The following is an 11132-nucleotide window of genomic DNA, read 5'->3' on the forward strand; positions in this document are numbered from 1 at the left end:
TCGTTCCGTCTTCACCACCTGGTTGCGAGAGCGTTTCGCCGTCTTGGAATGGGTGCCAGTCGGTCTCGGGCATGTGGTCAGCATCTCGGACACGTGGCAGCACTGACCAGAGAGGCAGCCCGTCATGCCGATGACAGGCGGGTCAGTGAGGTGTCGGGGGCATCGGCCAAACGCGCCGTTCGCGGCGCTCGCCTGGCAGGCTTACGGCATGACCTTCGAACTCGCAAAGGTCCCGGGTGGCGACGTAGCCAGATGGGGTGAAGAGTGCCGCGCGAAGGCGCTGGCTGGAGTCGAGGCCAGAGACTGGCGCCCTGTCTACGACTGGACCAAGAGTTGGATCGGCTGGGGCGGCGGGGCGTGGATACCAGACACGTGGCTCCTGTACGCCGTCTCCTCCCTGCTTCGAGGACAACCTCGGAATGCGGTGCACTCGCTCGACCTGGGCATCGGCACGTGGCTGGCGGGGCCAGGTGATCGTGCTGGCCTGACGTGGTGCCGAGGCATGGTTGTCATGAACGCTCTGCAGGACCCGAAGTCGGCCCTGCTCGACCTGGAACCCGTCGCAGAGTCACTGCCCCCGTGGCTAGCTCACCAAAACGCCGAACTCCTCGGCCGGTGCCGCGAAGCGGCCTCGCGAAGTCGCAAGCGCCAGCCGGCAGTCAAGCCGCACCCACACTTCACCGGTGCCGACAGTGTGCGACACGTAGTGGCTCCCGCTGCCACCGATCGCCGTGACGGCGATCCTCCTGCGGTGTGGGCAAACGTCGCCTACTTCAGCGCGTAACATCCGCACATGCCGCCGAGCGTGAATCAGGACCATGCCGATGAGGAGCGGGCGTGCTCACCCATACTTCCTCTATGGAGCCCCTGCCGCTCAGCGAACTCTTGAAAGCGCGCCCGAGGTTCAGCGTGCACATGCCCAAGCGGTTGATCGCTTCAGCCCTATGGGACTACGGCGAGGATGCGCTTGCCCAACGCGCACTTGGAATGTCTGAAGAGGAGCGACTCCAGATCGACAGGATTTGTGCCTGGTACGAGATGCCCGACTATCCGCTACCGATGACCGGGCAGCGCATTACCCACAACCACGTCGCAGCGTTCGCCGCCATCACCTATTTCGAAGGTGCGGTCAGACCCCTGGCTCGCAGTCGGCGCCGGCCAGCAAAGGACCGGCCGGCGGACTTCGACGACTAGCGGCCGGTTCGCTTGCCACCTCAGGACGCACGCGACGACGCACTCTCATGCCGCGATCCGCGCGGTGATGCCGATGAGCGGACGTAAGGCGGCGCAGCCTGCAACACTGCTCCGGTGGCTGACGACTGGTTCCGCTCTCCCGACTGGTCACCCGGTGCTCAGGCGGACTTCGAGGCGCGTCTTCGGCGCGCCCACGCCGGTAACCGGACTCAGTACACACGCATCAAAGGCATAGCTCTCCGGGAGTCGGGCCAGATGGATGCCGCTCGGAGCGTTTGGTCGCGCATCCTCGAAAGCGACCTCGGCCACGAGTTCGAGAAAGCGTCCACCATCGAGCACCTGGCGGACTCCTACGTCGAGCAAGACCCGACGACCGCTGAGCAGTACTACCGAAGACTATTGGCGGAACATCCCACGCTGAACGGAACGACCGCGACCGCGGAGATTTCCCTTGCTGAACTACTCATCGACAAGGGTGACCCAGCCAGCATGGAGGAGGCACTCGCGCTCTTGAACTCGTTCCTAGAACGCGGCACGTCCCAGTTCCCCAGTGCTCTTCCGCTGGCATCTGGCACTCATCCGCATCGCCCAGGCAACCGCCGAGCAGGAGACAGTTCGACGTGCAGCGAGGACCGCATTGGACATGGCCGGGCGCGGCCCGGTGTTTCCTCGTCACAAGACGGTCGGCGTCGTCCATGCTGACGACCACACCCTGAAGCGCCTACGCAAACTCGCGAAGTAGGCTATAAGGAGCAGCGATGCCAGAGAAGCGACAGACGTTACGACCGGGAGTTCCGTGAGATGCCTCTGGTGAGTCACACGCACCGCGAGGCGAACGAGTCGGCAATGTGTTGTTCCACGTCGGCCCAGGCCGGCGTGTGGTGACCGTAGCCGGGCACAGGTTGTCGCTGGACTCCGAAGAAGTATTGGTGGTCCACGGTGCCCCTGATCGCTGCATGCACGTCGGGGTGATCGTCGATGAAGTGGGTCAATCCCAGTTCAACGCAATGCATTCGCTTGTCCGCTCTCGCCCTGCAGAACCGAACATGTTCGCGTTTCAGTCCAGTGCGGCGGTAGAAGTCGTGCGCCTCTAGCCAGTGCTCGGTGCGGGCTTGGACCCGCGGACCGCATTTTGAGATCAGCCAGACCTGCCCGCCGAATTGTTTGATGAGCCGGGCAATCGCGGCCGCCGCGCCGGCCATCTCAGGCGTCGCCAGCATGGTCGCCTCGTCGCCGGTGAAGAACGCCGTGTCCCCACCGTCCGGATGCGCGGATCCGTCGATGATCACTCGTCCGATGTCGATACCCAAGCGTGGTTCGCGGCGCTGTTCCATGCTCGACAGCATCCACCAGCCGAGCCTTGACTTGAACTATTTTTCTGCGGACTAGCTATAGTCCTTTCCTATGATTGACCGGGACATGCTGGAAGCGGACGCGCTTCGCTCGTTTGCGGTCTTCGCCGAACACCGCAACTTCACTGCCGCGGCCACGGCTCTGCACATCAGCCAGCCCTCTTTGCACGTGAAGATCAAGAAGCTCGCCGCCGCGTTAGGTGTCGACCTGTACGAACGCACCGGCCGGGCATTGACGCTCACCGCCGCCGGCGAACGGCTGGCAGCGTTCGCACTGGACTCGCATCGACGGCTGGACGACTTCCTCGGCGACCTGCACGGCACAAGCCGACCACTGGGCATCGCCGCCGGACGCGGCGCGCTGCGCTGGGTGATCGCCGAAGCCATTCGCCGCATCAGTACAACCGACCGCAGCATCAGCGTCCTCACCTCCGACCGAGAGTCGGCGATCTCGGCACTGTCAGCGGGTCACGTCGACCTCGCGGTGATCGCCCACGACCCCCCACCTCCACAGTTCGACTCACGCCAGATCGCCAGCTACCCACAGGTGCTGGTCATCGATGTCGACCACCCGTTGTCCAACCGAGACGACGTCAGCCTGCTCGACCTCGACGGCCTCGAGCTGGTCCTGCCTGCCAGTGGGCGACCCCACCGCCGAACCCTCGAGCGGGCACTTGCCGACGTAGGAGCGTCCTGGCGTGTCACCGCCGAAGTCGACGGTTGGGACCTGCTCGTCCACTGCGCAGCCCTGGGCATCGGCGCCACAATTGTCAACGGATGCGTGGCCGTGCCAGACGGTCTAGCCGCCATACCGGTGACAGACCTCCCGAAGATCAGGTATTGGGCCACCTGGCGCAGCCAACGACGAACCCACGTCAACGACCTCATCACCCACCTGGCATCACCATGACCGAGGATCGCGTCGCAGCGAGCAAGTTCCTCGCCTACGTCCTGCGACACAACCCCGCCGCCATCGACATCAGCCTCGACCCATCCGGCTGGATCTCCATCGACACCCTGCTCGCCGCCCTCGAGCACCACGGCCGCCCCATCGACCGCAAGCTCTTCGACCAACTGGTGGCCGGCACCGACAAGAAACGGTTCGAAGTCCTCGGCACACGGGTCCGCGCCGCACAGGGCCACTCCATCAACATCGATCTCCAACTCGACGCCACCGAACCACCAGCCGTGCTCTACCACGGCACTGTCGACCGCTTCCTCCCCAGCATCCTCACGAACGGTCTCCGACCACAACAGCGAACCCACGTCCACCTCTCCCCCGACCCCGCTACGGCCCACACCGTTGCAGCCCGCCGCGGCAAACCTGTCATCCTCACCATCGACGCCGCGGGCATGTACCACGGCGGCATCCCCTTCTACCAAGCCGCAAACGGCACCTGGCTCACCAACCACGTTCCACCCAACCGGATCCACCTCCACAAACCGACAGCCGATGAGGAGCCACGTCGCTGAATCCGCCGACCCCGACCCGGGCAGTGGACTCGTTCGGAGCCGAGGGCCAGTCAGCCCGCGCCGTCACAAGCACTGCCTCCGCCGCGCGGTCCTCAGGAGCGCTCTTGCGACGCCTGGTAGCCCTGCGGGCCCGGCGTGAGGTGTCGATGACAGCGAGGCCCACTCAAGCGGCACGTCCTGCCTGGTCTCAGACGTGGTCTCATTCGTCTACATTCGTGACCGTTCGGCGTGGTCCACGGGGGCGCTGCCGTGCGTGGATGGATGCCTCCGGACGTACGCGGACGCGGGTGCTTGGTCCTGAAAAGCGGAAGGTCGACGGTTCGACCCCGCCCCTGCCCACCACGTTTTCGCAGGTCAGCGGCCTGCACGGTCCTCAGACCGTCCAAGCCGGGCGCGAAACAACAGAGACCACGGCGCCCGAAAATTGAGACCACCTGGCGCATCGTGCCTGGTCAGCGGCCTGTCAACGTCTGATTTGGCAGCGGAAGGTCGACGCAGGAGTTGCAGCCATTTGCGTCCACACAGTCCGTGTCGGAGCGGCCCTTTCGTGAGCGGGCGTGATGCGCGATGGCCGGAAGGGTTCCCGGGCGAGCCTGCGTGCTCGGCGTGCGCCGCGGAGTCGCCCCGGATCATCGTCGGTGGTGATGAACGCGATCCGGTCGTTCCCGTTCAGGTGGGGGTGCCGCTGCAGTAGGAGAGGCGGTCACCTCCCCGGTGTGGACGTCGCCGATGAACAGCTCGTTCGTCTGTCTTGGTTGGGTGGCGACGGCGAACGGGAGCCCGGCCGGGATCGTAGGTACAACCTTCAGAGTTTCGCTAACGATGATGTCGACTCGGCATTCACCGGCAACCAGGACTCGGTTCGACCATGGTTGACGGTGATCGCCCGTGCTGCGGTCGAGAGCGGGATCCGCGCGGTGACCTCGCGAGTCGGGCGGTCGAGCACGGTGACGCTTGGTGTCACTTCGCCGCCGCCGAGTCCGGCCACGTAGATACCGAAACGCCGTGGCCGACCGTGCGCTCATCGGCGTGTAACAACGTGGGCGCCGCTGCTGGCTCCCCTCCGGGATCGCGACTGCCAACGACCGAGGTGGCGCCTCCCACTATGGACGGCGCCCCCTCACCATCTTGGTGCTACGGCACTAGGCCCAGGATCAGGGCGATGGTGCCGACGGTCGCCATGAGGAGAGCGGCACCGGGGTGCATGCCGATCGACACCCGAATGTCCTGCTTCCGCCAGACCAGCCAGACCGCTGGGAACATGAAGATCACCTTCGACAGCACCGTCCACGGCGCCCAGAAGTGGTACACCGAGAACAGGACCGTGTTGAGCACGGGCGCCCCCCAGCCCAGGTGGGAGATGCGGGGAAGCAGGAATCCGCGGAAGTAGAGCTCCTCGATGAGCGGAAGGGTGAATCCGGTCAACGGAAGGCACACCAACATCGTGATCAACAGCACCGAATGCGAGTACCCGTCGAGGTAGGTGGTAGCGCTGCCGCCCGCGCCTTCGAAGGGGATCCAGGTGAAGAACGTGTCGAAGACGAGGTTGTCCAGTGGGGTGAGAGCGAGCGCTACCAGCGTCATCCACACGATGAGGCCGGCGATGATGGCGGTGATCTTCCCCCGCGGGATCGGCTTGTCCAGGTACTCCACCACCCCGCGCAGCGAGAACCGGCCGTTGCGCCTGCTGCCCAGCCACAACAGGCCGAACTGAACCGGCACGAGCACCACGATCAAGGCGATCGCCCAGGCTAGGAAGCTCGGATAGCCGATCGCCTTGACGAGCGGTTCGGCGAAAAGCATGTAGACGGCGACGATCAGGGCGCCGGGCACAAGGTGCAGTGCGATCGACAGCGGAACGGAGTGACGGTCAGCGACCAGCAACTCGACCAACCGGCCCGGTTGGGCAACTCTCGTTGTGTCCGTGGGGGTCTGCGTGTTCTCCATGCCAAAACGATTGCCCAGCCTCCTGTCACGGCCCTGTCATGCCACTGACGCGGTGGTCCCCACCTGGCCGCCACCCCCGGTCAGAGTGGTCTCAGACGTGGTCTCATTCATCTACGTGCGACGTCGTCCGGCGGTGTCCGTGGATGGCACTGGCGAGCGTGAACGGACGGCTGCGGACAGCGCCGGACATACATCCTTGGTCCTGAAAAGCGGAAGGTCGACGGTTCGATCCCGTCCCTGCCCACCACCTCTGACCAGCGCAAACGCAAATCGGCGGACGCTGTAGGCCCGATTGACGCCAGCCTTGACGCCAACGCCGCTCGGATTGACCACTAGCGAAGACGCTCATCGAGCCTCCGCAACGCTGCCCGCTTCTCGTCGAGTGAGGCGTGAGCGTAGATCGTCATCGTGACATCGATGTCGGAGTGACCCACGATGTCTCGCACGATGTGCGGGGCCGTTCCAAGGGCGGCCCCAACGGGCCGCCGCGCCCGCCTCATCGGGCCGGCCTTCCCTCCGCGCCTTGACGGCGCCCGGTCGGCCGGCCCGGCTTGGCGCGAAGAAAGGGCCCCCAGAAGACTGACGACCCTCACAGCGTCGGCACCGTTTCGCCCACAACCCGGCGGTGGCCGGGGCAGGCCGGAGGCTTTAGCCACCTCGTTGGTCCGGGTCCCAAAGGCCGGGGCCCACGGTGGGCGGTAACGGTCGGCCAGCAGAGCTGCCCACCACGCCGGGCCAGGCTACGGGCCCCCGACCTCCCGCACCAAGCCAGGGCACCGGCCAAAGCCTCCGACCCTCTGAGCTTCACCCGAACCCTCCACGATCCAGATGTCGTCGCCAGACGTCCACAAGGGCCCCTACGAAGCGATCGTCGTCGTATGCGTTGCTGACAATCATCCGAACCACCTGAGGGAAGCTGTGGTGTCCAGGTCGACTGAGACCTCGAATGAGGTCGGTGGCGAGGTCGTAGTAACCGTCCTCTGGCGCCCCAAACACGCCGCCCGTCCCCTCAGGATCACGCTCGCAGAGGATTGATCGAAGATCATCGTGCACGCGACTCCATCTCTTGAGCCGCTCCTTGTCGCAAGCATCCATGCCCACCCCTGAGTCCACGAGCCACCGATCGTGCCGTGCACCTGCAAGTACAGCAGTGAACATGTACCTACGGGCCAGCGAGCTCCCGGACCAAGCCACGCCACCGGGCAAACGCTCCGACCCTCTGAGTGCCAGTGCCGCCCCTAGCCCAATGGAGCAGAAGGCTGGCATGATCCGGCCGTGACTATGCCTCCCAGGCGAACGCCGACCCGGAGATGGATCCTGCTGGCGCTCGTGCTCTCGTCTGCCGCCTGTGGAGCCCGAAAGAGCGTCATCAGTGACAAGGACAACGCGGTGACCGAACATGCCGTCACCGTGCACCTGCCGCCACCCGCCGAAGGCGATGAGCTGGCCCTCGACCAGATCGAAGATCCACTGATCGAGGCGATCGATGCTGCCGAGGTGGGAGAGTTCGACGGCAACGAGGTCGGTCCGGACGAGACCGTCGTCTACATGTACGGGCCGGATGCAGACAAGCTCGCTGCTGCCATCCACCCAGTCCTGAAGTCGCTTCCTCTTCCACCCGGCAGCTACCTGATCAAACGCTACGGTGACGTCGGTGCGCGTGAAGAACGGGTCAACGTCGCTCAGTAGCCGCACAGCAGACAAGTACAGCAACACGGCCGACCAGACCTACCCGAACCTGCAGCCAGCCGAACCTGCCATGCTCCTTCCAGAAGCGCGGCCTGGAGGTAGGTAGGACATGTCGGAGTCCGCCGAGGTTGGACGAGCCATTGAGGAGCTCGCGGCAAGGGTCGATGACTGCCAGGGGTTCGCCGGCGAGTTCAGCCTGGAGTACACCGGAGGTGTCGCTCCTCCCGCCGATGCGTGGCTCTGCTCAGTCGAGGTCGAGGTCCCAGGAGGCACCTTCGAGGTGAGGGGCGCCACTGCGGCCGACACTCTTCGCGAAGCAATCCAGAGAATGAACACCCTCGATCCGCCGTAGGACATGCCGAAGCTCGGAGAGCGCAGAGCGCGCCGACTCTGACTCCAGCCGTGACGCCAACCGACCCACGCGAGGACAACCAGGATCCGCCAGACCATGGTCACCACAGCCGCGAGCACAGCCCCGACGCCGCCTGCCGGGACCTGAAAAGCGGAAGGTCGACGGTTCGACCCCGTCCCTGCCCACCGCATTTCTGCTGGTCAGCGGCATGCAGACCGTCCCACAGACGCCGCTCGGGGCCGAGTCAATTGAGACCACCACGGCGGGAACTGAGACCATACGTGGCATCGTGCCTGGTCAGCAGGCTGCAAGCGTTTGATTTGGAAGCAGAAGATCGCCGCAGGGTTACGGCGATAGCGTCCAATGCGTCCACGGCCATCGCGGAGATGCCGGGGTATTCTGCTCCGCGGCGGTCCCGCGACGAGTTCGGTGCCCGCAACGGGCGACTGCGGGTCTGGGTTCAGTGACGGCGTCGGTTCGTCTCGAACACTGACCCGATGGCGCGGACACTCCTCTGAGCGCCCGTCGGAAAGCGTACGTGCCGAACTGGTCCGCTTCCTGGAGTCAGATCGCACTCGGTTGCCATGTGATCGCCAACAGTGCCATCGTCAACCCGGCAGCAGGTTAGCCGCGGTTAGAAGAGGTCGTCGAGGATGCCGCCGTCGTCGTCGGTGGGTGTGGGGGTGGGTTCGGGCTCGAGTTCGGGTTGGCTGGCGACGACGATGGTTATGGTCGAACCGCGTTCGCGCCTTGTGCCCGCTGTTGGGGTCTGGTTGATGACTGTGCTGGTGGGGGCGTCGGCTGTTGGTTCGTGGGTGGTGCGTACGTCGAAGCCGGCGTCGGCGAGTCTGGCTTCGGCGACCTCCTGGCTTTCCCGCATCACGTCGGGCACTTCGACGAGTCCAGTGGAGTAGAAGAGTGTGATGGTCGTGCCGGCGGTGGCTTGCGTGCCTGCGGCTGGGTCGCTGCGGGTCACGGTGCCATTGAGTTCGGTGGACTCATCGTCCTCGTGTTGTTTGACTTTGAAGCCTTTGGCCACCAGCTGAGCTTTTGCTTCGGCGAGTTGCTTACCTGTCACGTCGGTGATTGTCACGCGGGGTTTGCCGTCGGAGACGGTGATGCCGACGGTGCCGCCGGCCTTGATCGGCATGCCGGGATCGGGGTCTTGGGCGATGATCCTGCCTTTGGGCACCGAGTCACTCGGTTTCGTGGTGACTTGGGCGAGGTCGAGGTTGTTCCTACCAAGAATCGCTCGCGCTTCACGTTCAGTCTTGTCCATCAACGTGGGCACCAACGCGGTCCGCGGCTCTTGCTGACCGAGTGCCCGGAGACCGATGAATGCCGCAACACCCAGCAGAAGCAGCAACGCCAGCGCGAGCAGAGCGTAGCCCGCGCCGCGGCCACGCCTGTCCGGCCGGTCACCCACCAGTGTCATGGAATCGTCGCCAGCCATGAACGGGGCAGTCGCGTCGATTGGCATCACTGGTGCAGCCACCTGCTGGCCGGACAGTCCGCGTTCGATGTCCAGACGCATCTGCGCGGCCGATTGGTACCGGTCACCCGGGTCCTTCTGCAATGCCGTGAGGGTGATCGCGTCGACGACCGCAGGTAGGTGCGGGGCGAGTGTCGATGGCGGTCGTGCGTCTTGCTGGACGTGCTGGTAAGCCACCGACACCGGTGAATCGCCGACGAACGGTGGCTGTCCGGTCAGTAGCTCGTAAAGCAGGCAGCCGGTGGAGTAGATATCACTGCGCGCATCCACAGACTGACCGTGCACTTGCTCCGGGGAGAGGTACTGCGCGGTGCCCATCACCGCGCCGGTCTGAGTCATGGCGGCAGTTTGGGTGGCGGTGCTGACGGCGCGGGCGATGCCGAAGTCCATCACCTTCACGTCGCCATCGGCTGTCAGCATGACGTTGGCCGGTTTGATGTCACGGTGCACGATTCCGGCGCGGTGGCTGTACTCCAACGCGTCACAGATGTCCGCGGTGATTTCCAGCGCCCGCTCAGGCAGAACCCGGCGGCCCTCCCGGACGACTTCGCGCAGCGTCCGGCCCTCGACATACTCCATCACGATGTACGGCACCGACACGCCTTCGAGGACCTCTTCAGCGGTGTCGTAGACGGCAACGATCGACGGGTGATTCAGTCCGGCTGCCGACTGCGCCTCTCGACGAAACCGCGCCTGGAACGTTGGATCCGTGGCATGGTCGGCACGCAGCGTCTTCACCGCGACCGTGCGCCCAAGCCGGCGGTCGACACCGATGCGGACCTCGGCCATCCCCCCACGACCGATCACCTCACCCACCTCATAACGGCCGTGAACCAGGTGCTGTGCAACGCCGGGCTCGGTCACTGCAGTGGGATACCCCTCTGCCTGATGCCTCCCGACCATGCTCACCGTCCGATCATCTGCCGTCCGCAACGCGCCACGCCAGGGTGCTCGACCCCTGCCTGTCACCGCATGTCCAGGCACAGCCGCTGCCGGTCCCTGCCGCGGCATCGGCCTGGCTACGCGGCCTATGCTCCGCCGCTGCGTCCGCGCTCACACCACCCCAGGTGGCCTGCAGCCGGAGCAGCGGCTCGGGAAATCCAGGTGGTGGAGTGTCAGTGGCGGTCGTACAGAGGCCGTCCATCTCGACGGTAGTAGTTCCGGCGGTCGTCTCCACCAGAGGTTCGGCGGCGCTGCATGCTCATCAGCACCGTGCCGGCGACCGCGATGACGCCCCCGCCCATGAAGATCGCCCCAAGTGCGTCGTCGTCGATGTAAGGCACATCGAAGGCCACCGCCCAGGTGATGATCGCACCGGCCACGATCAGCACAATGCCGGTACCGACACCGGCCTCTGGCCGGTCCGCCTGCATGATCACCGAACCAACCAAGGCGACGATGCCTGCAAACAGCAGAATCAGCCCCAAGGAGTCATCGGCGATGTAGGGCAGGTCGAAATCAACTGCCCAGGTCAGGACGGCCCCTAAAGCGAGCAGGAGAACGCCTGATCCAAATCCCATGGAGACTTCCTTCCTCAGATTTCGGCTACAGGACGCCCGGGTCCACATCGGTTGATCATGTTTCCGGGCCTGTCTACCGCGCCGTTCACAGCCCCCATAGGCGCCGTGGTCGA

Annotated in this window: 12 protein-coding genes; 7 read left to right on the forward strand and 5 right to left on the reverse strand. The window is 65.0% G+C overall.

Annotated elements, in window-relative coordinates; translation table 11 throughout:
• The first annotated feature begins 208 nt into the window (after positions 1 to 208).
• The 3 genes from ABNF93_RS30940 (at position 209) to ABNF93_RS30950 (ending at position 1896) form a co-directional block, all read left to right on the forward strand.
• Complete coding sequence (locus tag ABNF93_RS30940; protein WP_349331786.1) at positions 209 to 784, forward strand: hypothetical protein; 576 nt, start codon at positions 209 to 211, stop codon at positions 782 to 784.
• Between the two features lie 53 nt (positions 785 to 837).
• Positions 838 to 1194: a hypothetical protein gene (locus ABNF93_RS30945; RefSeq protein ID WP_349331787.1), complete on the forward strand. Its 357-nt coding sequence runs from the start codon at positions 838 to 840 to the stop codon at positions 1192 to 1194.
• A gap of 114 nt (positions 1195 to 1308) precedes the next feature.
• Positions 1309 to 1896 (forward strand): tetratricopeptide repeat protein, encoded by a 588-nt coding sequence (locus ABNF93_RS30950; protein ID WP_349331788.1) that lies wholly within the window; start codon positions 1309 to 1311, stop codon positions 1894 to 1896.
• 113 nt (positions 1897 to 2009) lie between these two features.
• Here the strand turns inward: ABNF93_RS30950 and ABNF93_RS30955 are convergent, their stop codons facing one another.
• The gene (locus ABNF93_RS30955) at positions 2010 to 2528 is read right to left on the reverse strand and encodes a hypothetical protein (RefSeq protein ID WP_349331789.1); all 519 of its coding nucleotides are present in this window, start codon (positions 2526 to 2528) and stop codon (positions 2010 to 2012) included.
• 70 nt (positions 2529 to 2598) lie between these two features.
• Here ABNF93_RS30955 and ABNF93_RS30960 point away from each other — a divergent pair, with 70 nt between their 5' ends.
• On the forward strand, positions 2599 to 3456 hold the full coding sequence (locus ABNF93_RS30960; protein ID WP_349331790.1) for a LysR family transcriptional regulator: 858 nt from the start codon (positions 2599 to 2601) through the stop codon (positions 3454 to 3456).
• Positions 3453 to 4019, forward strand: a complete 567-nt coding sequence (locus tag ABNF93_RS30965) for an RNA 2'-phosphotransferase (protein WP_349331791.1) — start codon at positions 3453 to 3455, stop codon at positions 4017 to 4019. The genes ABNF93_RS30960 and ABNF93_RS30965 overlap by 4 nt, the downstream gene beginning before the upstream one ends.
• Positions 4020 to 4824: 805 nt before the next feature.
• Here the strand turns inward: ABNF93_RS30965 and ABNF93_RS30970 are convergent.
• Positions 4825 to 5007 (reverse strand): hypothetical protein, encoded by a 183-nt coding sequence (locus ABNF93_RS30970; protein ID WP_349331792.1) that lies wholly within the window; start codon positions 5005 to 5007, stop codon positions 4825 to 4827.
• 146 nt (positions 5008 to 5153) lie between these two features.
• A complete protein-coding gene (locus ABNF93_RS30975) occupies positions 5154 to 5966 on the reverse strand; it encodes a CPBP family intramembrane glutamic endopeptidase (RefSeq protein ID WP_349331793.1) in 813 nt (270 codons plus the stop codon).
• Positions 5967 to 7241: 1275 nt separating this feature from the next.
• Here ABNF93_RS30975 and ABNF93_RS30980 point away from each other — a divergent pair.
• Together ABNF93_RS30980 and ABNF93_RS30985 are read left to right on the forward strand one after the other, a co-directional pair.
• Positions 7242 to 7655 (forward strand): hypothetical protein, encoded by a 414-nt coding sequence (locus tag ABNF93_RS30980; protein WP_349331794.1) that lies wholly within the window; start codon positions 7242 to 7244, stop codon positions 7653 to 7655.
• Positions 7656 to 7764: 109 nt separating this feature from the next.
• Positions 7765 to 8007 (forward strand): hypothetical protein, encoded by a 243-nt coding sequence (locus tag ABNF93_RS30985; RefSeq protein ID WP_349331795.1) that lies wholly within the window; start codon positions 7765 to 7767, stop codon positions 8005 to 8007.
• Between the two features lie 634 nt (positions 8008 to 8641).
• Here ABNF93_RS30985 and pknB read toward each other — a convergent pair.
• Both pknB and ABNF93_RS30995 read right to left on the reverse strand, forming a co-directional pair.
• Positions 8642 to 10510: a Stk1 family PASTA domain-containing Ser/Thr kinase gene (gene pknB / locus ABNF93_RS30990; RefSeq protein ID WP_349331796.1), complete on the reverse strand. Its 1869-nt coding sequence runs from the start codon at positions 10508 to 10510 to the stop codon at positions 8642 to 8644.
• Between the two features lie 104 nt (positions 10511 to 10614).
• Positions 10615 to 11019, reverse strand: a complete 405-nt coding sequence (locus tag ABNF93_RS30995) for a hypothetical protein (protein ID WP_349331797.1) — start codon at positions 11017 to 11019, stop codon at positions 10615 to 10617.
• Positions 11020 to 11132 lie beyond the last annotated feature (113 nt).

This window comes from Actinopolymorpha sp. B9G3, assembly GCF_040120725.1.
In the GTDB taxonomy this organism is placed as follows: Bacteria; Actinomycetota; Actinomycetes; order Propionibacteriales; family Actinopolymorphaceae; genus Thermasporomyces.

Excerpts from the sequence above, each read along its gene's own strand:
- ABNF93_RS30940 (WP_349331786.1), top strand. The coding sequence starts at position 209 with ATGACCTTCGAACTCGCAAAGGTCCCGGGTGGCGACGTAGCCAGATGG.
- ABNF93_RS30955 (WP_349331789.1), bottom strand. The coding sequence starts at position 2,528 with ATGGAACAGCGCCGCGAACCACGCTTGGGTATCGACATCGGACGAGTG.
- ABNF93_RS30960 (WP_349331790.1), top strand. The coding sequence starts at position 2,599 with ATGATTGACCGGGACATGCTGGAAGCGGACGCGCTTCGCTCGTTTGCG.
- ABNF93_RS30965 (WP_349331791.1), top strand. The coding sequence starts at position 3,453 with ATGACCGAGGATCGCGTCGCAGCGAGCAAGTTCCTCGCCTACGTCCTG.
- ABNF93_RS30975 (WP_349331793.1), bottom strand. The coding sequence starts at position 5,966 with ATGGAGAACACGCAGACCCCCACGGACACAACGAGAGTTGCCCAACCG.
- ABNF93_RS30985 (WP_349331795.1), top strand. The coding sequence starts at position 7,765 with ATGTCGGAGTCCGCCGAGGTTGGACGAGCCATTGAGGAGCTCGCGGCA.
- pknB (WP_349331796.1), bottom strand. The coding sequence starts at position 10,510 with ATGCCGCGGCAGGGACCGGCAGCGGCTGTGCCTGGACATGCGGTGACA.
- ABNF93_RS30995 (WP_349331797.1), bottom strand. The coding sequence starts at position 11,019 with ATGGGATTTGGATCAGGCGTTCTCCTGCTCGCTTTAGGGGCCGTCCTG.